The 21,803-nt window shown below is 68.8% G+C and carries 18 protein-coding genes; 8 read left to right on the top strand and 10 right to left on the bottom strand.

Annotated features, from left to right (window positions below; all coding sequences use genetic code 11):
- Positions 1 to 14 precede the first annotated feature (14 nt).
- From VNE60_06190 to VNE60_06175, 4 genes are read left to right on the top strand one after another with little or no spacing between them, the layout of a single operon-like run.
- Entirely contained in the window at positions 15 to 1,289 is a 1,275-nt protein-coding gene (locus VNE60_06190) for a GGDEF domain-containing protein (GenBank protein HVB31102.1), read from the top strand.
- On the top strand, positions 1,286 to 2,281 hold the full coding sequence (locus VNE60_06185) for a threonine/serine dehydratase (protein ID HVB31101.1): 996 nt from the start codon (positions 1,286 to 1,288) through the stop codon (positions 2,279 to 2,281). The genes VNE60_06190 and VNE60_06185 overlap by 4 nt, the downstream gene beginning before the upstream one ends.
- 44 nt (positions 2,282 to 2,325) lie before the next feature.
- Positions 2,326 to 3,390, top strand: coding sequence for a serine/threonine-protein kinase (locus VNE60_06180; GenBank protein HVB31100.1), 1,065 nt, complete (start codon positions 2,326 to 2,328; stop codon positions 3,388 to 3,390).
- Between the two features lie 2 nt (positions 3,391 to 3,392).
- Positions 3,393 to 5,012: a M1 family metallopeptidase gene (locus VNE60_06175; protein ID HVB31099.1), complete on the top strand. Its 1,620-nt coding sequence runs from the start codon at positions 3,393 to 3,395 to the stop codon at positions 5,010 to 5,012.
- A gap of 27 nt (positions 5,013 to 5,039) precedes the next feature.
- On the opposite strand, the gene VNE60_06170 is transcribed toward VNE60_06175, so the two are convergent.
- Positions 5,040 to 5,492, bottom strand: coding sequence for a CoA-binding protein (locus tag VNE60_06170; GenBank protein ID HVB31098.1), 453 nt, complete (start codon positions 5,490 to 5,492; stop codon positions 5,040 to 5,042).
- Positions 5,493 to 5,619: 127 nt separating this feature from the next.
- On the opposite strand from VNE60_06170, the gene VNE60_06165 reads away from it, so the two are divergent.
- Positions 5,620 to 6,768, top strand: a complete 1,149-nt coding sequence (locus tag VNE60_06165) for a saccharopine dehydrogenase C-terminal domain-containing protein (protein HVB31097.1) — start codon at positions 5,620 to 5,622, stop codon at positions 6,766 to 6,768.
- Between the two features lie 82 nt (positions 6,769 to 6,850).
- Here VNE60_06165 and dacB read toward each other — a convergent pair whose 3' ends face one another.
- From dacB to aspA, 8 genes are all read right to left on the bottom strand, one after another.
- Positions 6,851 to 8,446 (bottom strand): D-alanyl-D-alanine carboxypeptidase/D-alanyl-D-alanine-endopeptidase, encoded by a 1,596-nt coding sequence (gene dacB / locus VNE60_06160; GenBank protein HVB31096.1) that lies wholly within the window; start codon positions 8,444 to 8,446, stop codon positions 6,851 to 6,853.
- Between the two features lie 40 nt (positions 8,447 to 8,486).
- A complete protein-coding gene (locus tag VNE60_06155) occupies positions 8,487 to 9,737 on the bottom strand; it encodes a DUF5009 domain-containing protein (GenBank protein HVB31095.1) in 1,251 nt (416 codons plus the stop codon).
- A 7-nt stretch (positions 9,738 to 9,744) separates the two neighbouring features.
- Positions 9,745 to 10,104: a cytochrome C oxidase subunit IV family protein gene (locus VNE60_06150; GenBank protein HVB31094.1), complete on the bottom strand. Its 360-nt coding sequence runs from the start codon at positions 10,102 to 10,104 to the stop codon at positions 9,745 to 9,747.
- Positions 10,105 to 10,115: 11 nt separating this feature from the next.
- Complete coding sequence (locus VNE60_06145) at positions 10,116 to 10,787, bottom strand: cytochrome c oxidase subunit 3 (protein ID HVB31093.1); 672 nt, start codon at positions 10,785 to 10,787, stop codon at positions 10,116 to 10,118.
- Positions 10,788 to 10,869: 82 nt separating this feature from the next.
- On the bottom strand, positions 10,870 to 12,723 hold the full coding sequence (ctaD, locus tag VNE60_06140; protein HVB31092.1) for a cytochrome c oxidase subunit I: 1,854 nt from the start codon (positions 12,721 to 12,723) through the stop codon (positions 10,870 to 10,872).
- Between the two features lie 20 nt (positions 12,724 to 12,743).
- Positions 12,744 to 14,003 carry a cytochrome c oxidase subunit II gene (gene coxB / locus VNE60_06135; protein ID HVB31091.1) on the bottom strand — a complete coding sequence of 420 codons (1,260 nt, stop codon included), beginning with the start codon at positions 14,001 to 14,003 and terminating at the stop codon, positions 12,744 to 12,746.
- Between the two features lie 165 nt (positions 14,004 to 14,168).
- Positions 14,169 to 14,555, bottom strand: a complete 387-nt coding sequence (locus VNE60_06130; GenBank protein ID HVB31090.1) for a hypothetical protein — start codon at positions 14,553 to 14,555, stop codon at positions 14,169 to 14,171.
- A 32-nt stretch (positions 14,556 to 14,587) separates the two neighbouring features.
- Positions 14,588 to 16,456, bottom strand: a complete 1,869-nt coding sequence (aspA, locus tag VNE60_06125) for an aspartate ammonia-lyase (protein HVB31089.1) — start codon at positions 16,454 to 16,456, stop codon at positions 14,588 to 14,590.
- A gap of 149 nt (positions 16,457 to 16,605) precedes the next feature.
- Here aspA and VNE60_06120 point away from each other — a divergent pair, with 149 nt between their 5' ends.
- The 3 genes from VNE60_06120 to VNE60_06110 are packed head-to-tail and all read left to right on the top strand — an operon-like array spanning position 16,606 to position 19,971.
- The gene (locus VNE60_06120) at positions 16,606 to 17,823 is read left to right on the top strand and encodes a N(4)-(beta-N-acetylglucosaminyl)-L-asparaginase (protein HVB31088.1); all 1,218 of its coding nucleotides are present in this window, start codon (positions 16,606 to 16,608) and stop codon (positions 17,821 to 17,823) included.
- Position 17,824: 1 nt separating this feature from the next.
- Entirely contained in the window at positions 17,825 to 18,889 is a 1,065-nt protein-coding gene (locus tag VNE60_06115) for an NAD-binding protein (GenBank protein HVB31087.1), read from the top strand.
- On the top strand, positions 18,856 to 19,971 hold the full coding sequence (locus VNE60_06110; protein HVB31086.1) for an alanine--glyoxylate aminotransferase family protein: 1,116 nt from the start codon (positions 18,856 to 18,858) through the stop codon (positions 19,969 to 19,971). Before VNE60_06115 ends, VNE60_06110 begins: the two co-directional genes overlap by 34 nt.
- A gap of 4 nt (positions 19,972 to 19,975) precedes the next feature.
- Here VNE60_06110 and VNE60_06105 read toward each other — a convergent pair whose 3' ends face one another.
- Positions 19,976 to 21,739 (bottom strand): methyl-accepting chemotaxis protein, encoded by a 1,764-nt coding sequence (locus VNE60_06105; GenBank protein ID HVB31085.1) that lies wholly within the window; start codon positions 21,737 to 21,739, stop codon positions 19,976 to 19,978.
- Between the last annotated feature and the right edge of the window lie 64 nt (positions 21,740 to 21,803).

Raw genomic sequence — 21,803 nt, 5'->3', positions numbered from 1 at the left:
AACGACTCTAATCGATGCCCACCAGCCCCCCCGCCGTCAAGCCGAAACGCCGCAGCTCCACCTCGCTCGAGGTCGTGCGCGACTCGTTGCACGACCGGGCCGATCTTGCCGACGCGCTCCGCCATGCGCGGGCCGACGCCCAGGGCGAGGCGATCCTGTGGCAGCGGTGGGTGCGGTATCTCGGCGTGTTGCTGGCGCTGCTGGTGGCCCTGCTGTTCGGCGCCGCCCCCCAGGACGCGGCCCTCGTGCCCACGTTGCTGGCGGCGGGCGCGTACGTGGCTACGGTCCTCGTGGCGTCATGGCGCGTGAAGCGCTCCGAACGCGGCGTCCTTCATCCCTTCCTTCCCGGCGTGCTCGTGACGGCCGACATCGGCGTCACGGCGGCGTTCTTCTACTTTGCCAGCTCGGGGCAGGTGCACCACCGCATGCTGCTCATCGGCCTGCTGGCCATCCAGCTGTCGGTGTTCTACTTCGGCCGGTGGTTGGGGGCATACACCATGCTGCTCACCGCCGTGGTCTACGTGTTGATGGAGCGGGTGGTCCCGCCGTTCCTGGCGGGGCCGCGGGCCACGCTGGATCAGGTGGCGCTGAATACCGTGGTCTTCCTCCTGGCGGGCGGCGTGATGCTGTACGTGCTCGGCAGCTTCCGCGAGCGCATGGATGAATTGCGGCTGTTCTGCAAGCTGGTGGAGGAAGGGGAGATCACCACCAAGCTCGCCGCGACGCGGGCCTCGCACCCCGACGACCTCACGCTGCTCGCCCGGAGTTTCGAGGCGATGCGCGACCGGTTCGCCGAGCAGATCGGCAGTGATCCGCTCACCGGGTGCGTGAACCGCCGCGCCCTGGAGAATCGGCTGCGCGCCGACTGGCGCCTGGCCAAGCGGCGGGGGTCGCATGTGGCGGTGGTGGCGATCGACCTCGACCATTTCAAGAAGGTCAACGACACCCGCGGGCATCCGGTGGGCGACGTCGTGCTCCAGCAGTTGGCGGGCATCATGAAGGCCACGGCGCGGGACACCGACACCGTGGCCAGGCTGGGGGGCGACGAGTTCGTGGTGGTGCTGCCGGACACGGGGTGGGAAGGGGCCGTGGTGTTCGCCGACCGGCTGCTGCACAAGGTGCGGGAATTCGCGTTCGGCACCGAGAGCACGCCGGTGTCGGCCACGGTGTCGATCGGGGTGGCGTTGGCCCGCGGCACCGATCCCATCTCTCCCGACGTCCTGCTGCACGAGGCCGACCGCTCGCTCTACAAGGCGAAGACGGCCGGCCGCGATCGCGTGTACTCGTGACGCGCGCGGCCCAGGCGCCGCCCGAAGCGCGGCTGGTGACGCTGGACGACCTCGAACGCGCGGCGGCGATTCTGGCTCCGGTGGCGGTGCGCACGCCGCTGCTGCCGTTCGACGGACTGGTGGGGGCGGTGGACGCCGACGTCTGGCTCAAGCCGGAGATGCTCCAGCGGGGGGGGGCGTTCAAGTTTCGCGGCGCGTACAACTATCTCGCGAATCTGTCCGCCGCCGCCCGCGCGCGCGGCGTGATCGCCCCGTCGTCGGGGAACCACGCGCAGGCGGTGGCGCTGGCGGCGCGGCTGTTCGGCGTGCCGGCCACGGTGGTCATGCCGACGACGGTGACGGCCGCCAAGCGCGCCGGCGCCGAGCGCCTGGGGGCGCGCATCGAGCTCGCCGGCACGACGACGGCCGACCGCATGGCCCGCGCCGAGGAGATCGCGGGTGCCGAAGGATCCACCCTGGTGCCGCCGTACGATGATCCGACGATCATCGCCGGCCAGGGCACGATCGGGCTGGAGATCACGGCGCAACTCCCCGACGTGGCCACGGTGCTGGTGCCGGTGGGTGGTGGCGGGTTGAGCGCCGGCGTGGCTGCGGCCGTGAAGCTCACGGCGCCGCACGTGCGCGTGATCGGTGTGGAGCCGGCGGGCGCTCCCAAGTTGACGCGCGCCCGCGCCGCCGTGCGGCCGGTGCGGCTGGAACGCACGCAGAGCATCGCCGACGGGCTGCTGGCCGTGGAAATCGGCCAACTGCCGTTTGCGCACCACCAGCGCTACGTGGACGACGTGGTGACCGTGGACGACGCGGCGATGCGCGACGCGGTGCGTTTGTTGATCGATCGCGCGAAGCTGGTGGCGGAGCCGAGCGGCGCAATCACGATCGCGGCGTTGATGGCCGGCGCGGTGCGTGTCCAGGGGCCGGTGGTGGCCGTCCTGAGCGGCGGCAATGTGGACTGGGCCGGTCTCCAGGCGTTGCTCGGCGGCGCCCACGGTTAGCGGGGTCATTTGACGCGGCCCCGGTCCGGGCGCACCTTTTGCCCATGAAGCGTTGCCCCAGCTGCCGGACCGACTATCCGGATGACGCCCAATTCTGCACCAAGGACGGCACGCGGCTGATCGCCAAGCCGGACGCCGCCGTGGCCGACACGCGGGCCACGGCCACGCCGTCGCGCCCGCCCGGCGAGTCCGCGGCCAGCGGCGCCGGGCTCATCGGCCGCGTGCTCGACGGCCGGTACCGGGTGGAGCGCAAGGTGGGCGAGGGCGGCATGTCGTTCGTGTATCTGGCCTCCGACGCCACATCGCAGCAACGGTGCGCGATCAAGGTGCTCTCGGCGGCGCTGTCGCAGGACACCAACGCCATGGCGCGCCTCAAGCGGGAAGCCAGCCTGGGCATGCGCCTGGCGCATCCGAACGTCTGCCACATCATGCGGATGGGCGAGACGGAGGACGGCCTGGTGTACGTGGTGATGCCGTTTGTCGAGGGAGAGATCCTGTCCGACCGCAACAACCGGTTGGGTCACATCCCGGTGGACGACACAGTGCGGCTGGTGAAGGACATGGCGGCCGGGCTACAGGTGGCGCACGAGTTGAAGATCGTGCATCGCGATCTCAAGCCCGAGAACATCATGGTGTGCAAGCGGCCGGACGGCACCGACTACGCCGTGGTGATGGACTTCGGACTGGCCAAGGAGCGCCGCGCCGGCGCGGAGCTGCAGAAGCTCACCGCCACCGGGATCATCCTCGGCACGCCGGAGTTCATGAGCCCCGAGCAGTTGCGCGGCAAGCCGCTCGATGCGCGCACCGACATCTATTCGCTGGCGCTGCTCACCTACGAGATGCTCACCGGCCGGCTGCCCTTCCAGGGCCGCACGCAGCAGGAGATGATGATCGCCCGGCTGCGCAGTGAGCCGATCGCGCTGCGCAAGATGCGTCCCGATCTGAACCTTCCCGAAGCGGTGGAGCAGGTGTTGCTCAAGGCGATGGCGCGCAACCCGGACGACCGGTATCAGACGGCGTTGGCATTCGCCGAGGCGCTGGGCGCCGCGGGCGGAGGCGACGCGGGCGCCGCGGACAACGGCCTGATGGGGAGACTATTCGGACGATGAGAATGCCGTTGGGATGTGTGGCCGCCGTCGTGCTGGCCTCCGGGCTCGGCGCCCAGCAGACGCGACCGCGCTCCGCGCTGGACGTGCTGCACTACGCGTTCGCGATCACCCTGCCCGACAGCGGGGCCACATTCCACGGCGACGCGGCGATCACCGTGGCGCGTGGTGCGCCGGCCGACACGTTGACGCTGAATCTGATCGGCCTGGGTGTGGACAGTGTCGAGGTGGACGGCCGTCGGGTGCAGGCAACACGCACCGCCGACCGGATCCTGGTGCCGCTGCCGCGCGGCGCGCGGGACACGCTGCGCGTGGACGTATCGTACGGGGGCCGGCCCGACGACGGCCTGATCATTCGCCAGGACAGCGCTGGGCGGTGGACGTATTTTGGCGACAACTGGCCCAATCGGGCGCGCCACTGGCTGCCGACAGTGGACCATCCGAGCGACAAGGCCACGGTGTCGTGGACGGTGAGCGCGCCGGTGAGCGAGACGGTGGTGGCCAACGGGACCACGTCGGGCACGACGCCGGCGCCGCCGCTCGCGCCCGGGGGCGCCGCGCGGCAGGTGACGCGATGGAACGAGATCCGGCCGATCGCCACGTACCTCATGGTCATCGCCGCGGCGCCGTTGGTGGAGACGCCGCTCGGCAACACGGCGTGCGGCTATGGGAGCGTGGCGCGCTGCGTGCCGCAGATGGTGTACACGGCGCCCGAGCAGGCGGCGTGGATGCCGGGGCCGTTCAGTGCCGCCGACAGCATCGTGACCTTCTTCTCGCGGCTCATCGCGCCGTTCCCGTTCGAGAAGCTCGCGCACCTGCAGTCGTCCACGCGGTTCGGCGGCATGGAGAACGCGAGCGAGATCTTCTACGCCGACGGCGAGTTCCGACGGCACACGATGAACGACGCGTTGATCTCGCACGAGACGGCGCACCAGTGGTTCGGCGACGCCGTGACCGAGCGCGACTGGCCGGATCTCTGGCTCTCGGAAGGGTTCGCCACGTACTTCTCGGCGCTGTGGGAGGGGCACGCGCACGGCGACAGCGTGTTCCGCGCGACGATGAGCGGCATCCGGCGCCGTGTGCTGAACGACGCGCGCGTGGCCACGCGGCCGGTGATCGACACGGCGGAAACGAACCTCATGGCGCTGCTCGACGCGAACAGCTACCAGAAGGGCGGGTTCGTGCTCCACATGCTGCGCCGCACACTGGGCGACAGCGCGTTCTTTCGCGGGTTGCGCCGCTACTTCCATGCGCACGAATTCGGCAACGTGGACTCGGGCGACCTGCAGCGGGCGCTGGAACACGCGTCGGGGCGTCGGCTGGGCTGGTTCTTTGACCAGTGGCTGCGCCGGCCGGGGTATCCGGAGCTGACGGTCACCTGGCACTACGACGCGGCGGCGCACGCCGTGGACGTGGATGTGGCGCAGGGCGACCGGTTCGGATACTACCGCGTGCCGCTCACGCTGGAATTCCGCAGCGCGGACGGCCGCGCACAGCGGGTCACCATCCAGCTGCCGGCATCGGCCGACACGCGGGCCGCGATGCCGCTGCGGCTCGCGTCGCCCCCCGTGAGCGTCGTGGCCGATCCCGACGGCTCGCTGTTGGCGCGCATCGACGTGCGCTGAGGCGCGCCGCGCCCGCGGCGCACGGACTCAGCGTCCGATGCGCCGTACTTCGATCATCAGGCAGTGGTCCTGCACGACGTCGATGCCCTCGCGGGCCAGGCGCTCGGCGGCATCGTCGTTGCGAATGCCCTGCTGGAACCACACGGCCTTCGGCCGCTTGGCGATGATGTCGTCCAGGTGCGCCGGAATGTCCTTGGGACGGCGGAACACGTCCACGAGATCGACCGGACCCGGAATGGCCGCGAGCGTGCGATACACGCGCTGGCCGAGAATCTCGGTGACGTCGGGATAGTACACCGGGACGGGCACGATCTCGAACCCTGACTTCTGCAGGTACTCGGGCACGTGGTACGCCGATTGATCCGACTCCGGCGTCTTGATGCCGAGGACGGCGATGCGGTGCGTCTGCTCGATGATGCGGCGGATGCCGTCGTCATCCTCGACGAGATGGGCGCGCCAGTCGGTGGAAGTGTCTGGCATGATGGTGTCCGGAAAGGTGAGGCATGCGCTCCCCATTCGGATGCGGGCTCGCATCACACCGCCCGTCATGAGCGGTTAGCTTTGAATAATACAACATTTGTGTACCGATCTTTGGAGGTGTTAACGCATGAAGATGCTCGTTCTCGGCGCCGGGCTTCAGGGCTCCGCCTGTGCCTATGATCTGTTGCAGGATCCCGAAGTGACCGAAGTCCGCATCGCCGACCTGCACGTGGACGACCTGCCCGCCTTCCTGACCAAGGCATCGGGCGGCAAGCTCAAGCCCACGACGCTGGACGTGCGCAATCGCGCGGCCGTGGTGGCCGCGATGAAGGGATGCGACGCGGTGATGAGCGCGATTCCGTACTACTTCAACTTCGAGATGGCCGAATGCGCGGTGGAGGCCGGCGTGCACTTCGCGGATCTCGGCGGCAACACCGAGATCGTGTCCCGACAGAAGACGCTCGACGCCGAGGCGACCCGCAAGAAGATCTCGGTGATGCCCGATTGCGGGCTGGCGCCGGGGATGGTGAACATCCTGGCCGAGCACGGCATCCGGCAGCTCGACCGCGTGGACGCGGTGAAGATCTTCGTCGGCGGGCTGCCGCAGCACCCGCAGGCGCCGCTCAACTACCAGATCGTCTATTCGTTGGAAGGGGTGCTGGATTACTACACCACCCTGTCGTGGGTGCTGCGGAACGCCAAGCGCACGCAGGTGAAGGCGCTCTCGGAGCGGGAGGCCGTGCAGTTCGCGGCGCCGATCGGGACGCTGGAGGCGTTCCACACGGCGGGCGGGCTGTCGACGATGGCGTTCCGGTACGAGGGCAAGATCCCGACCATGGAGTACAAGACCCTGCGGTATCCCGGGCATGCGCAGATCATGGAAGCGATTCGCGATCTCGGGCTGCTGGAGCAGGAGCCGATCGACGTGAAGGGGGTGAAGGTGGCGCCGCGCGACGTGGCGGTGGCGGCGATGGGCCCGCGCCTCACGATGCCGGAGAGCAAGGACCTCGTGGCGCTGCGCGTGATCGTGTCGGGAACCAAGGGTGGGAAGCCGAAGACGATGGAATGGGAGTTGGTGGATCGCTACGACGAGGCGCACGGGATCAGCGCCATGGAGCGCACCACGGGCTACTCGCTGTCAATCACGGGCCTGATGCAGGTTCGGGGACAGGTCACGGCGCTGGGGGTGCGTACGCCGGACGAGGCGATGCCGGCCGAGCCCTATATTGCCGAGTTGAAGAAGCGCGGGATCAATATCCGGACGATCTCGTCCTGAGTGGCGCGAAACGAACCGGCGGCGATCGAAGCTACTCGATCGCCGCCTGGTGCGCGCGGGGCCGTGGGCGACGGCCCCGCGTTCAGTTTCTGGAGAAGGCCGCGAGCGCGGCGCCCATCTTGTCCATGGCGGCGCGGGCGTTCCAGCGATCGCCGCCGTTGTAGATGAGCGCGAAGGCGAGGATCTCGCCGTCCTCGGCGGTGACGTAGCCGGCCAGCGAGGCCACCGTATTGGTGGTGCCGGTCTTGGCGTGCAGGTTGCCCTGCGCCGGCGTGCGCCGCATGCGGGCCTTGAGCAATTCCGACTCGCCGGCTACGGGGAGCGACGAGTGGAAGGCCGAGGACCAGGGGGCGCGGTTGGCGTAGGCGAGGAGGTGGACCATGGCGCGGGGCGTGACCGAGTCGCGCACCGAGAGCCCGCTGCCGTCGGCCACCCGCACGTCGGTGCCGGGCACGCCGACCTTGGTCCACAGAAACTGGCGGAGCGCCGCCTCTCCGGCTTCCACCGAGCCGATGTGATCGGGCGCCGAGACGCGCGACGCATCGCGGAACAGCAGCTCGGCGACGTGGTTGATGCTCTCGCGGTTCATCTGCGAGATGATCTCGGCGAGCGGTGGGGACTCGATGGACGCCACCGGCGTGGCCGAGGCCGGCGTGACGCCCTCGCGCAGTTCGCCGTCCACGGTGATGCCGAGCGCGGCGAGCGAGGCACGGAGCGCGCCGGCAGCGAACCGCGGCGGATCGTTGGCCACGATCGAGTACCGCTCGGTGGACGCCCGGGTGCCGATCCATCCGCGCACGTCCAGCGTGGTGTCGGTGAGGCGGCGCACCGAGATGGCGCCTCCGCGACTGCCGGGACGCAGCGTGACGTGATTGGCGATGGCGTAGGCCGTGGTGGCGGGCTCGAGCGCGATCGTGGCGCGGCGCGGCCCGGGTGAGACGGCGACCCACACGACGTTCTCGTTGAGCGACAGCGCCGACACGGGCGCGGCGTATGCCGCGGCGAGGTAGCGCCGCTTCCAGCCATCGGGGATGGGCTGATCGACGAACGCGCTGGCGTCGGCCACGATGTCGCCCTTGACGCGTTTGAGGCCGGTGGCGGCGATGGCGCGGGCCAGGTTGTCCATCGGCGAACCGGTGGCGCCGAGGAACCGCGTGGAGAGCGACGGATCGCCGCCGCCGCGCAGATAGAGGCTGCCCGGGAGCGTGCCGTCCGGCTGCATCGCGGTGTCGCGCAGAACGTCGGTGCCGATCTGGTAGCTGGGGCCGAACCGATCGAACGCGAGTCCGGTGGTGAACAGTTTGAGCGTCGATGCGGGCTGCATGAGGGCATCGGCGCCGCGCTGGAACAGCGTGTCGCCGCGGGTGAGCGAGACGACGATGGCGCCCCATCGCCCGGTGCGCACCTTGCTGGTGAGCAGATCGGCGAGATCGGCATCGAGCGCCGGCACGCCGCGGGGCGCGATCGGGCGCGACCGCCCGGGAATCCGCCGCGTGGTGGCGCGGCCGGGAACGGTGAATGGAACGCCGAGGTGCGCGGGCGTGACGGCGGGCGCCTCGGCGCGGATCGGCGGCGGGGCGGCGGGTGGCGCGCTCGGCGACGGAGCGGCCGGACCGTGGGCCGCGAGGGCGACCGCCGCGCCGGTGAAGATCGATATCAGGGTGATGGCAAGCTTCATGACAGCGTTGGCACGTGAGAGAGGATTCGGACCGGTCCGGTCACACCTTCAGGATGATATGCCGCCTCTCTAGTAGGACAAGGATTCCGTACCAGAGTAACACAAAAGCGACGGCAAAGGCGAGGGATGCGTTGACCGGCGAAGCCCACGACAGGAACAGGGCGCGAAAGACCGCTTCCTGCAGCGGCATGGAACGGCCGCCGTACGACACGGAGAGGACGGAATACGTCATGCGGGCCATGAAGAACGAGCCCACGTACGCGGCCATCGGGTTGAGGCCGTATGTGACCCAGGGTCTGGTCCACCAGGTGACGCCGCGTACATCCACGATCCACATGATCGTGGCCAGGGCAACGCAGGCCATGCCGGCCGTGAACAGCACGTAGGAGCTGGTCCACAGATTCTTGTTGATGGGCAGGGCCCAGTTCCACATGAGGCCCGCCATCATACCGAGCGCTCCCACGGCGAACAGCGCGCTCACGCGATCGAGGAGTGGGCGCTCCCTCTGCGCGATCCACCGGCCGGCGAGGTTGCCGAGCAGGCACGACGCCACGGCGGGGATGGTGGAGAAGAAGCCCTCCGGGTCCCAGGTGACGCTGCCGGGCCAGGTATGATTGCCGAGGCCGAAACGGGTCCAATCGAGGAGATAGCGGTCCCACCACGCGGCCATCGTGGCGTCGGGGCGATCGAGCAGCAGGGCGCCGATCGTGCCATGGGTGCCGGGCACGGGGAGGCAGGTGAGGACGAACCAGTAGGCGAAGAGGATGCCGGCAACGGCACCGACGATCTGCTTGGCCGACGCGCGGCGCGAGATGAGGCCGGCCGCGATGTAGGCCAGTCCGATGCGCTGGAGCACGCCGAGGAGGCGCCAATCGTACAGGCGGTCGACCACGCGCTGCAGGAACGTGGGGTCGGGCACTCCCGGGATGGCGGTCCAGGTGAAGAAGGGCACGCCGTTGAGGAGGAATCCGAACAGGAAGATCAGCCCGCCGCGGCGTAGGATCTGGCGGACGACGGCCGATTCGTCGTCGCCGCGCGCGCGGCGGGCGGCGAGTGAGATCTCGGTGGTGATCCCGACGATGAAGAGGAAGAACGGGAAGATGAGATCGGTGGGGGTCCAGCCGTTCCAGGCCGCGTGTTCGAGCGGCGGGTAGATGGCGCTCCACGTGCCCGGCGTGTTGACGAGGAGCATGCCGGCGATGGTGAGACCGCGGAACACGTCGAGCGAGAGCAGGCGTTCACGCGGCGCCTGGCTGGCGATCGGAGCGTGTTTCGGCCGTGGGCGGGTCAATGCCGCGTCATGCCAGGTGGATGGCGAGGTGTCCGAACAGGAACAGGAGCGCCACGATCGTGATCATGGCGATGATCAGCGGGCCCGTGAACAGGGCGCGGAACAGCCGGTGGTCGTAGCGCAGATGCATGTAGAACATGACGACGATCGCGAACTTGATCGCCGAGAGGATGAGCAGGGTGGGCACGAACAGGTGGGACGCGACGAAGCTGGGGATGTAGTAGATCCAGACTTCGCCCACCGTGATGAGCGTGAGGATGACGGCGACCTTCCAGTAGACGGACCAGGTCGGGTGCTCCTTGACCTCGCCCATCGCGGCATGGTCGGAGTGGGCGACGTGGGTGGCGGCCGTGGGTTCGTGAGCCATTGGAGGTCCGGTCAGTGAATGAGGTACACGAGCGTGAAGATCGCGATCCAGACCACGTCCACGAAGTGCCAGTAGAGCGCGGCGATGTCCACGATCAGGGCGTCCTTGGGCTTGAGGCCGCGCTTGAAGTCGATGGCGAGCAGGGTGAGCAGCCAGAGCACGCCGGCGGTGACGTGGGCGCCGTGGAAGCCGGTGAGCGTGAAGAACGACGATCCGAACAGGTTGGTGCGGATGGTGAGCCCTTCGTGCACGAACGACGTGAACTCGAACGCCTGGAACCCGAGGAAGGTGGTGCCGAGCAGGGCCGTCATGAACAGCCACAGCTTGGAGCTGCCCAGGATCCGTTCGCCGAGCGTGTGCTTGGGCTGGTCGGCGTTCTCGACCGCGGCCAGGGCGAGCACCATGGCGAGCGAGGACATGAGGAGGACGAACGTCGACGCCGAAGTCACCGGGATGTTGAGGATCGGCTTCATCACCGTATCGCACACCGGCGGGCTGCAGACCTCGTGCGGGAACGGCCCGACCACGCTGCGTCCCTTGTAGATCAGGTAGGTGGAGATGAGCGACGCGAAGAGCATGCACTCCGACCCGATGAAGGCCCAGATCGCCACCTTGCGGTGATCGAGGCCGGTGGTGGTCGGCGTATGCCCGTGGTGCTCGACGGCTGCTGCAGGATTGGCCATTGAAGAAACCGGGGATTGCGGTGTGCGGCGCGCGGGAGACGGAGGAACGGCGCGCCGGAGAAATCCGGCGCGCCGGGGTCAGCTACTCCAGGGGACTGAGCAACCAGCTGTACAGCGACGTGACCATGGCGGCGGCACCGCCGAAGATGAACGTGTACGCCAGCGGCATGTTGTGCTTGTGGATGAACAGCAGGCCGGTGAACATGAGCGTCATGAACAGGGCGACGAAGAACGGCTTGATGGTGGGGAACGGCATCGGAATGCCGAGTTCCCGGGCCGTCTTGATCGGCTCGCCTTCGTGGAATTCGTGCACGTCGCCCTTGTGGTCCCAGAGCGGGTAACGCGAGGTCACGGTGGGGATCGTGGCGAAGTTGTAGTCGGGCGGCGGCGACGGGATGGACCATTCGAGCGACGGCGCGTTCCACGGATTGTGACCGGCCACGGCGCCGTGCTTGCGGCTGCGCAGCGCGTTCCAGATGAAGATCAGCGTGGCGAAGCCGAGCAGGTACGCGCCGTACGACGAGATGAGGTTGTACATGTCGAAGCCCTGGCCGGCATCGTAGCGGTAGATGCGGCGCGGCATGCCGGCGAGTCCCGAGAAGTGCATCGGGAAGAACGTCAGGTTCATGCCCACGAAGGTGAGCCAGAAGTGCCAGTTGCCCAGCTTCTCGCTCAACAGGCGGCCGGTGATCTTGGGATAGTAGTAGTAGATGCCGGCGAAGATGCCCATCATCGAGCCGCCGAACAGCACGTAATGGAAGTGGGCGACCACGAAGTAGCTGTCGGTCTGCTGGAGGTCGGCCGGCGGCGAGGCGTGCATGACGCCCGAGATGCCGCCGATCGTGAACAGCGCGAGGAGCCCGATGGCGAACTTGGCCGCCACCGTGAACCGCACGTTGCCGCCCCACATGGTGAAGATCCAGTTGAAGATCTTCACGCCGGTGGGGATGCCGATGAGCAGCGTGGTCACGCCGAACACCGAATCGGCGATCGGGCCCAATCCCACGGCGAACATGTGGTGGGCCCACACGCCGAAGCCGAGGAAGGCGATCAGCATGCCGGAGTACACCATCACCGGATAGCCGAACAGCGGCTTGCCGGAGAAGGTGGGGAGCACTTCGGACACGAGGCCGAAGGCCGGCAGGATGAGGATGTAGACCTCGGGGTGGCCGAAGATCCAGAACAGGTGCTGCCAGAGCAGCGGATCGGCGCCGGCGGCCAGTTCGTAGAACTGGGTGCCGAAGAACCGGTCGAACTGGAGGAAGATCAGCGCGACGGTGATCACCGGGAACGCGAGGATGAGCAGGAACTGCGTGATGAACGCCATCCAGGTGAACATCGGCATGCGCATGAGCTGCATGCCGGGGGCGCGCATGTTGATGATCGTGGTGATGAAGTTGAACGCCGCGGCCAGCGACGAGACGCCGAGGATCTGGAGGCCGATCACCCAGAAGTCGATGTTGAGGCCCGGGTTGAACTGCATGGTGGTGAGCGGCGCGTAGCCGAACCACCCGCCGTTGGGCGCGGCGCCGATGAGCCACGACGCGTTGATGAACAGCCCGCCGAACAGATAGACCCAGTAGCTGAACGCATTGAGCCGCGGGAACGCGACGTCGCGGGCCCCGATCTGGAGCGGGATCAGGAAGTTGAAGAAGGCGGCCGACAGCGGCATGACGGCGAGGAAGATCATCGTCGTGCCGTGCATCGTGAACAGCTGGTTGTACGTGTCCGCCGAGACGAGCGTCCCGTTGGGGTGCATCAACTGGGCACGGATGATCTCGGCTTCGAATCCGCCGATCATGAAGAAGGTGAGCGCAGTGACGAGGTAGAGAGCCCCGATGCGCTTGTGGTCAACGGTGGTGAGCCAGCTCCAGATCCCCGTGTTGGACGGCTCGTGCGTCGAAACATAGGGCGGGGCGGCAGCAGTGGTTGCCATGCGTCAGAGTCTCCGTGCGACTACTTCAGGGTCTGCAGATACGCGACGATGTCCGCGATCTGCTGATCGGTCAGTTTGCCGACGTCCGTCGGCTTGCCCGTCATGGGGTCGATCTGTCCTGCTCCCAGCGTGTTCATGATCACGCCGGGCTTCATGACGCGGGCGTTCTTGATCCACAGCTCGAGATGTTGGGCGTCGTTCGGGTAGAGGCCGCCGGCGATCGTGGTGCGGGTGGCGACGTGCGTGAGGTTCGGGCCGAGCACCGCCTGCATCATCGGGTTGCCCTTGATGGTGTGGCAGGCGAGACACATGCTCGTGGGCGCCGAGATCAGCTTCTGGCCCTCCACCGGATCGCCCTTGAGCGACTGATCGAACGTCATACCGGCCGGGATCGGCGTCTCCGGCACCGCGTACTTGGGGATGTCGGCCCGCGGGAAGCTCACGAAGCTCTCCGTGGCCGGCGCTGCCTGCGCCACCTGCACCGTGGGCGCCGGCATCCTGGCCGCGACGGCGCCCGGCTTGGCCTTGGTGGTGTCGGGAATCAACGACACGGCGGGCTGCTCCTGATGCGCGGCCCACGCCGCGAATTCAGCAGGCTTCACCGTGAACACCTTGAACCGCATGTTGGCGTGCGACGTGCCGCAGAACTCGGCGCAGAATCCGTTGAACACGTCCTCGGTGACCGAGTCCGGCGTGAACCACAGATAGTTGGTGTGGTTGGAGATGAGGTCGCGCTTGCCGCCCAGCTCGGGTACCCAGAACGAGTGGATCACGTCGGCCGTCCTGAGGGTGAAGTTCACCTTGCGGCCGATCGGCAGATACAACTCATTGGCGGTGGTGATGCCGTACTGCGGGTACTGGAACTCCCACCACCACTGATGCCCGGTGACGGTGACCTGGAGCGCGTCGGCCGTGGCCGGGGCTTCGGTCTTGAAGATCGTCCGCACGGTGGGCACGGCGATGACGGCGAGAATCACCGCCGGGATGGCCGTCCAGAGGATCTCGAGCTTCGTATTCCCATGGACGTGCACCGGGGCGGGCTGGCCTTCACGCTTGCGGAACTTGATGAGCGTGACGACGAGGATCGTCTCCACGAACAGGAAGACGAACGACCCGAGCCCGATCAGGATGTCGAACAGGTGCCCGACGTCCCGATTGAAGTCCGTGTGATTGTGGAAGATCGAGTTGGGATGGGCAGGGGCGCACGCAGCAACCAGCACTGCGAACGCGGCCGTCAGCGCGGCGGTGGCCAGCCGGCGCGGGCGGAAATGTGGGGCCATGCGAAGTCCTTGGAACCGACGGGGTCAAGGCGCCCCAGGGGATGGGGCGCGCGCGGGCGAAAAAACAGCTTCGGCAACCTATGGGTTCAAGGAATCTAAATCAAGCGAATCGGGATTCGATCCCCGTCCCACGCCGGACCCCGACGCCGTGAGCGGCCTGCAGCGCTACCCGTCCCCGTGTGCTGGGGCCTTTTCGTCCGGCGACGAGTGTTTCTCGATCACCTGTTTGGTGGCGATCTCCAGCGCCTGGCTGATCTGGCCCACGCCCTCGCGCATCTGCCGGATGCGCGTCGGGTCGCTGGAGCCGCGGCTGATGGAGAGGAGCATGGCAAACACCTGATCCGAGATCATGCCGAACTGGCCCTTGAGCAGCCCGCCGAGGACGGGGAGCTGCCGCTTGAGGTTCTGCATGAAGGTGCCCGTGGGGGTCTGCCGTTTGACGGCCAGGGCGTACTGCTCCACCATCCCGTGGATGCGCTGCAGGATCACCGCAGCCTCTTCCAGCGTCTTGAGTTTGGCCTGACCGGCACCGTCGAGTTTGAGTACTGCCATGGAGCAACACCGGAAACGAGGTGAAAACCGATCTACGACGTGGTGGTTCGGGGAGCCGTCATCCGCTCCGGATCGAGGATCTCGTCGATCTGTGCGCGGGTGAGGAGTTTCTGTTCGAGCACCAGTTCGGTGACGCCACGGCCGGTGTCGAGCGCCGTCTTGGCGATCTGCGTGGCCCGCTCGTAGCCGATCACCGGCACGAGCGCGGTGACGATGCCGATGGAGTGTTCCACGAAGTCGCGCATGCGCTTGGGGTTGGCGGTGATCCCCGTCACGCACCGCTCGCGCAGGACCACGCACGCATTGCGCAGCGTGTCCACGCTGCGCAGCAACCGGTACGCGATGACAGGCTCGAACACATTGAGCTGGAGCTGGCCCGCCTCGGCGGCCATGGTCACCGTCACGTCGCCGCCGATGACGTCGAAACAGACCTGGTTCACCACCTCGGGGATCACCGGATTGACCTTGCCGGGCATGATCGACGACCCTGGCTGCATGGCGGGCAGGTTGATCTCGCCCAGGCCCGTGCGCGGACCGGAACTGAGCAGGCGGAGGTCGTTGCAGATCTTGGACAGCTTGACGGCGCAGCGCTTGAGCACGCCGGACAGCTGCACGAAGGAGCCGGTATCCGAGGTGGCCTCGACCAGATCGGGGGCGGTGATGAGCGGCAGGCCGGTGATGGCCGAGAGGTGGACGCGCACGGCTTCGGCGTAGCCCGGCGGGGCGTTGATCCCGGTGCCGATGGCCGTGGCGCCCATGTTGATCTCGCGAATCAGGGCCTGCGCTTCGCCCAGGCGGTCCACGTCCTCCAGAATGGTGTGGCCGAACGCCGAGAACTCCTGGCCGAGGGTCATCGGGACGGCGTCCTGGAGCTGGGTGCGTCCCATTTTGATGTGGGGCGCGAACTCCTCGCCCTTGGCGAGGAAGGCGTCCACGAGTTCGCGCATCGCGGCGCGGAGCCCGTCGATGCTCGTGTGGAGGGCCAGCTTCACCGCCGTGGGATAGACGTCGTTGGTGGACTGGCTGAGGTTCACGTGGTTGTTGGGATGCACCACGGCGTAGTCGCCGCGGGGCTTGCCCAGCAGCTCCAGGGCGCGGTTGGCGATGACCTCGTTGGCATTCATGTTCGTCGAGGTGCCGGCCCCGCCCTGGATGGCGTCCACGAGGAAGTGCTCATGGTGACGGCCGGCGCGGATCTCGCCCGCGGCGTCGTCGATCGCCTGGGCGACGTCGCGCGGCAGGAACCCGAGGTCGGCGTTGGCGCGGGCGGCCGCCGACTTCACGGCGGCCATGGCGTCGACGAGCGACGGGAATTCGCGGATCGGCACGCCGGTGATCGGGAAGTTCTCCAGCGCGCGCAGCGTCTGCACGCCGTACAGCGCCTCGGCGGGCACGTCGCGGTCGCCGAGGAGGTCGTGCTCCCGGCGGGTCTCGCCGCCCGAGAATCCCATGGCGCGGCCGCGGCCGGCGAGGGTGGCGTCGGCGGCCTTGAGGCGCTGGGCGATGGCGCGGGCGGCGCGGGTGACGAGGGCCGCATGGAGGGCGGGCGAGTCCTTGAGGAGCGGCTCGAACCGCGCCCGGTGGAACACGAGCGCTTCGGTGGCGACGAGGGCGCGCCCCGAGGTGCCGTGGGGCGAGTCGTCGAGCAGCGCGCCTTCACCTACCACGTCGCCGGCGCCGAGGGTGGCCAGCGGGGTGGCGCTGGTGGCGTGTTCGATGGCCACGCTGCCGCTGAGCAGGACGGCGAAGAAGTCGCGGGCGTCGCCGTCGCGGAACAGCATCGCGCCGGCTTCGTACGTGGTGGGCACGGCGGCGCGAACGAGCTGCCAGCGGAGGGAATCGGGCAGGCTCTCGAAGAAGGGGATCCCCGCGAGCTGCTCCTGCCAGGCGTTGGAAATCATAGGATTCGTAAGGTATCCCAGGCACCGGAGGCTGGGTAGCGAGCGCGAGCCCGCGGGGAGGGCACGGGGCAGGCGGACCCTCGTATCCGGGCGCGAAAAGGCGTAGAATTGCCGGGACCGCTGTTCATGCCACCGTGTGAGGAGGAACCGTGTCGATTTCCCGTCGTGATTTCATCGGCGCAGGGGCCGCGGCCGCGGCGGGCCTGGCGCTGCCGCACATCGCCGGCGCCGAGCCGGTGCTCTCGTCGATCGTCGACCGCGCGGACGCGCGGCGCGGCGCGCCGGCCTCCCGCCCGGTGATCATCTCGGCGGGCAACGGGTTGACCAAGGACCAGAACGGCAAGCAGGGGATCAAGGTGGCGTACGATCTCCTCGCCGCGGGCGCCGATCCGCTCGATGCCGTGATCGCCGGCGTCAACATCGTGGAGTTGAACCCGGACGATCAGTCGGTGGGGCTGGGCGGATTGCCGAACGAGGACGGCGTGGTGCAGCTGGACGCGTCGTGCATGCACGGGCCCACCAAGCGGGCGGGGGCGGTGGGGTGTCTCGAAGACATCGCCACGGCGTCGTCGGTGGCCAAGGCGGTGATGGACTTCACGGACCACATCTTCCTCGTGGACCGGGGCGCGCGGCAGTTCGCGATCGAGATGGGGTTCAAGCCGCAGAATCTGCTCACCGAGAAGAGCCGGCAGGACTGGCTGCGGTGGAAGGCCGATCTCAATCCCGATGACAACTGGCTGAACCTTCCGTCGCGCCAGCCGGCGCGCGGCGGCGGGCGCGGCCGCGACGACGACGAGGTGCAGACGGCGCACGTGTTCTACGACGCGCACGGCGTGCCGCACACCTACGGGACGATCAACATGAACGCGGTGACGGCGAGCGGCGACATCGCCTCGGTGACGACGACGAGCGGGCTGTCGTGGAAGATTCCGGGGCGGGTGGGCGATTCGCCGATCATCGGCGCGGGCCAGTACTGCGACAACGCGGTGGGGGCGGCGGGGTCGACGGGGCGCGGCGAGGCGAACATGAAGGTGTGCGGGGCGTTCCTGGCCGTGGAGTTCATGCGGCAGGGGATGTCGCCGCAGCAGGCGGTGATGCAGGTGATGGAACGGGTGATCGCGATGACGGAAGCGCGGCTGCTCGACGAGCACGGCCGGCCGTACTTCGACCTCGAGTACTACGCGGTGAACAAGAAGGGCGAGTACGCGGCGGCGTGCGCGTATCAGAGCGCCGACCCCGATCGGCCGACGTCGTTCGCGGTATGCGACGAGAAGGGGCCGCGGATGGAGCCATTCGCGTATCTGTTCACGGCCGATCAGCGGCCCAAGGGCCACGCGATGTCGGGGACGCTGGTCATTCCGCGGTGAGATGAGCAGTCGCGGGACGACCCTCGACGATCTCCGGCAGCGGCTGGCGGTGGCTGCCGGTGCGGTGGCCACGACGTTCCTGATCGGCGTGTTCGGGTATCACGCATTGGGCGGCCCCGGCACCACGTGGATCGAGGCCGTATACGCCACGGCGACGGTGCTGACCACGGCGGGATTCACGGGGCCGATCGACGTGTCGCGGAGCAGCGGCGTGATGGCGTTCACCGTGGCGCTGTTGTTCTTCGGGGCGAGCACGGTGGTGTACGCGATCTCGGTGGTGACGGCGTTCGTCGTCGAAGGCGATTTGACCCAGGGGTTCAGGAGACGGCGCATGCGTCTGACGATCAAGGAGATGGAGGAGCACTACATCGTCTGCGGGGTGGGGGCGACGGGGATCGCGGTGCTGCGCGAACTGGTGAAGACGGAGCGCCCCGTGGTGGCGATCGAGCACAACGAAGCCCGGGTGAAGCGCATCGAGGAGGAGTTTCCGGACGTGCCGATCCTGCAGGCCGATTTCACCGACGACCAGGTGCTGCTGCAGGCGGGCGTGGCGCGGGCGGCGGGCATCGTGGTGTGCACGACGCTCGACAAGGACTCGCTGGTCACCACGGTCACGGCGCGGCAACTGGCGCCCGGCATCCGCGTGATCGCGCGGGCGGGACAGGAGCGGTCGATCTCGCGGCTGCGCCAGGCGGGCGCGGATGGCGTGGTGTCGCCGGCGCTGATCGGCGGCATGCGCATGGCGAGCGAACTGGTGCGCCCGAGCGTGGTGAGTTTTCTCGACATGATGCTGCGCGACACCAACAAGAACCTCCGCATCGAGGAGGTGACGGTGCCGCCGGACTCGCCGTTCGTGGGGCGCTCGCTGCTCGAACTCGATCTGCACGCGCGCACCAAGGCGCTGGTGCTGGCGGTGCACGAGCCGGGCAGCCAGGCGTACACGTACAATCCGTCGCCGGAGGTGCGGCTGGACGTGGGGTCGGTGCTGATCGTGATGGGCGACCCGGCCACGGTGCGCGCGCTGCGCGCGGCGTGCGAAGCGGCCCCGGCGACGGCGGGCGCATGATGGGCGACGAGCGGTTCTTCCTGCCCGGCCCCACGCAGGTGCGCCCCGAGGTGTTGGAGGCGATGTGCCATCCGATGATCTCGCACCGCAGCGCCGCCATGGAACTGCTCATGCGCACGATCCACGGACGGCTGCATCCGCTGTTCGGCACCGCGCGGCCGGTGTACGTGGTGGGCGGATCGGCCACGGCGGCGATGGAGATGGCGGTGCGGTGCGGGAGCATCGACCGGGTGCTGGCGCTGGTGTGCGGCGCGTTCGGCGAACGGTTCGCCGAGATCGCCGAGCTCACCGGGCGCGACGTGACGCGGGTGATCGCCGAGCCGGGGGAGACGGTGTCGCCGGAGCAGGTGCGGCTGGCGCTCGAGCACGGCACGTACGACACGGTGACGGTGGTGCATTCGGAGACGTCCACCGGCGCGCTCAGCGACGTGGCCGGCATCGCGCGCGTGGTGCACGAGGCGTCGAGCGCGATGCTGCTCGTGGACGGGGTGACGAGCGTGGGGGCGATGCCGGTGGAGATGGACGCCTGGGGCGCCGACCTCGTGTTCACGGGATCGCAGAAGGCGCTGGCGCTGCCCCCGGGCCTGGCGTTCGTGGCCGCGTCGGAGCGTCTGCTCAATCGCGCGCGGGGGTTGTTCGACCGCGGGTACGCGCTCGATCTCGCGCGCTACGACGATTTCTGGCACAAGGCGCAGAGCCCCACCACGCCGCCCATTCCGCTGCTGTACGCGCTCGATCGCCAACTGGCGGACATCGAGCTCGAGGGCCTGGGGGCGCGGTTCGAGCGGCACGCGCGCATGGCGCGCGCCTGCTGGGATTGGGCCGAGGGGCTGCCCAACGCCGGCCTGGGCGTGGACGTGCTGGCCCGCGACGGCGCGCGCTCGCCCACGGTCACCTGCCTGCTCTGCGACCATCCCGAGGCGGTGGTGCGCACGCTCAACGAGCAGGGCTACGTGATCGGGCCGGGCCATGACGAGCTGCGCAAGACCACGGTGCGCGTGGGCCACATGGGCGATCACACCGTGCAGGGCCTCGAGGTCCTGCTCGACGTGATGGGGCGCGTGATCCGCGCCCTGCGCTAGCCGGTCAGCGCAGCACCGAGGCGCCGCTGGTGGCGCCGCTGGTGGCGCCGCTGGTGCGCGCCGGCGCGGGGCCGCTCGCGCGGCCGGTGCGCGTCTCGCCGCTCGGCCGCGCGTCGCCGATCCGCAGGTTGGACACGAGTCTGGCCAGCCGTTCGGCGGCGTGCGCCATCGTGCCCGCCGCGGCGGCGATCTCCTCGGTGCTGGCGCTCTGCTGCTCGCTGGCCGCGGCCACCTGCTGCATGGCGGCGGCGAACGTCTCGGTGCCGCGGGCGATCGCGTCCAGGCGGTCGGTGATCTCGCGGACCACGGTGTTGGTGCTGGCCGCGGCCAGTTCGATGGACGATGTCCATGCCTCGAGCTCCGCCACGCTGGTCTCGAGCTGGCGGAACGAGGCGGAACCCTGCTCGGTGGCGCGCCGCACGTCGCGCGCCGTGGCGGCCATCCGGTCCATGCTCTCGCTGGAGCGCTCCACGCCGGCCAGCACGTCGGCCACCACGCGCTGCGTGCGCTCGGCCGCGTCCGACGACATGGTCGACAGGCGGCGCACTTCGGCGGCGACCACGGAGAATCCCTCGCCCTGCTCGCCGGCGCGGGCCGCCTCCATGGCAGCGTTGAGGGCGAGCAGCTTGGAATGGCGGGCCAGCGACTGTACCAGCGTGACGAAGGTGCGGATCTCCTGCGACGCGTCCACCAGGGCGCGCACCGCGGCGGCGCTGGCGGCGACGTCGTCGGTGAGGGCGGCAAGGGCGCCGGTGCTGTCGTCCATCTGGCGGCGGTTCTCGAGCGCCAGATCGCGGAGCCGCGCGTTGCGGGCAACGCCCTCGTGGGCGCCGGCGTCCATGCGGGCGGCCAACGGCCCCAGGTTCACGGCTGCGGCGGCCAGGGACTGGATGGACTCCGCCATGGCGCCGGATTGGGTGCTCAGATCGCTGGCCGTGTGGGCGATCTGGCCGGCGGAGCTGGACATCTCCTCGGAGCTGGTCGTGATCTGGGACGACATGGTGGCCGTCTCGTGCGCCGAATCGGTGAGCGCGCGGGCCAGCCTGCCGAGTTCGCTCACCATCTTGGCGAGGGCGCGGGCGAGCCGCTCGATCTCGTCGGTGGACCGTACGCCGGTCACCCGCACCGTGAGATCGCCGGCCGCCACCGCTTCGGCGAGGGCGGCCAGTTCCATGGCCGGCTGCCGGATGCGCCGGTTCACCAGCCGGTCCACCACGAATCCGATGCCGACCATGATCGCGAACAGGAACGCGGCCAGCCCGACCAGGAAGGCGCGCACCTGCCGGTAGGTGGCGTCGGCGTCGACCACGGTCTCGTGCGCCAGAATCACCCACTGGCCCAGGTTGGCCGTGGCCAGCGCGCCCCGTTCGGGGCCCCGCGATCCGACGTACGTGAACGCGGTGTCGCCGGGCATGCGGACGGCGCCGGCAAACGCGCGGAGGTCGTCGCTGGTGGCGTTGCGCGAGGCGATCAGCACCTTGCCGGAGGAATCGGCCAGCTCCACCCCGATCTCCGACACCGAACCGGTGGCGAACACCCCCTGGAGCGTGGACCGCAGCACGGAGTCGGCCGCGAGGCTGGCCGGGCCGGCGGCGCCGGGTCGTTCCGCCGCCACCGCCAGGGTGAGGGCCGCGTAGCGCCTGGCCACCGTGGCCAGGCGGGAATCCGCCTGGGCGCGGAGCGACCGCGCCATCTCGCGGTTGGCGAACATCGCCAGGGGGATCAGGATGATGGCCGCGGCAAGCGCCGAGAGCGGCACGAGCCGCATGGAGAGCGCGCTCGCCGAGGTGGCGAAGGGTTTTGGGGAGGTCGCGGTGGGTGCGGGCGGAAGC

The organism is Gemmatimonadaceae bacterium (genome assembly GCA_035533755.1).
Lineage (GTDB): Bacteria > Gemmatimonadota > Gemmatimonadetes > Gemmatimonadales > Gemmatimonadaceae > JAGWRI01.
The sequence above is the reverse complement of the archived record's forward strand: the minus strand, read 5'-3'. Positions and strand labels throughout refer to the sequence as shown.

What these genes read in the sequence shown, in the direction of transcription:
- VNE60_06190 (HVB31102.1), top strand. Translation starts at nt 15, where the DNA reads ATGCCCACCAGCCCCCCCGCCGTCAAGCCGAAACGCCGCAGCTCCACC.
- VNE60_06115 (HVB31087.1), top strand. Translation starts at nt 17,825, where the DNA reads ATGAGCAGTCGCGGGACGACCCTCGACGATCTCCGGCAGCGGCTGGCG.
- ctaD (HVB31092.1), bottom strand. Translation starts at nt 12,723, where the DNA reads ATGGCAACCACTGCTGCCGCCCCGCCCTATGTTTCGACGCACGAGCCG.
- VNE60_06150 (HVB31094.1), bottom strand. Translation starts at nt 10,104, where the DNA reads ATGGCTCACGAACCCACGGCCGCCACCCACGTCGCCCACTCCGACCAT.
- VNE60_06180 (HVB31100.1), top strand. Translation starts at nt 2,326, where the DNA reads ATGAAGCGTTGCCCCAGCTGCCGGACCGACTATCCGGATGACGCCCAA.
- VNE60_06130 (HVB31090.1), bottom strand. Translation starts at nt 14,555, where the DNA reads ATGGCAGTACTCAAACTCGACGGTGCCGGTCAGGCCAAACTCAAGACG.
- aspA (HVB31089.1), bottom strand. Translation starts at nt 16,456, where the DNA reads ATGATTTCCAACGCCTGGCAGGAGCAGCTCGCGGGGATCCCCTTCTTC.
- coxB (HVB31091.1), bottom strand. Translation starts at nt 14,003, where the DNA reads ATGGCCCCACATTTCCGCCCGCGCCGGCTGGCCACCGCCGCGCTGACG.
- VNE60_06165 (HVB31097.1), top strand. Translation starts at nt 5,620, where the DNA reads ATGAAGATGCTCGTTCTCGGCGCCGGGCTTCAGGGCTCCGCCTGTGCC.
- dacB (HVB31096.1), bottom strand. Translation starts at nt 8,446, where the DNA reads ATGAAGCTTGCCATCACCCTGATATCGATCTTCACCGGCGCGGCGGTC.
- VNE60_06145 (HVB31093.1), bottom strand. Translation starts at nt 10,787, where the DNA reads ATGGCCAATCCTGCAGCAGCCGTCGAGCACCACGGGCATACGCCGACC.
- VNE60_06170 (HVB31098.1), bottom strand. Translation starts at nt 5,492, where the DNA reads ATGCCAGACACTTCCACCGACTGGCGCGCCCATCTCGTCGAGGATGAC.
- VNE60_06105 (HVB31085.1), bottom strand. Translation starts at nt 21,739, where the DNA reads ATGCGGCTCGTGCCGCTCTCGGCGCTTGCCGCGGCCATCATCCTGATC.
- VNE60_06175 (HVB31099.1), top strand. Translation starts at nt 3,393, where the DNA reads ATGCCGTTGGGATGTGTGGCCGCCGTCGTGCTGGCCTCCGGGCTCGGC.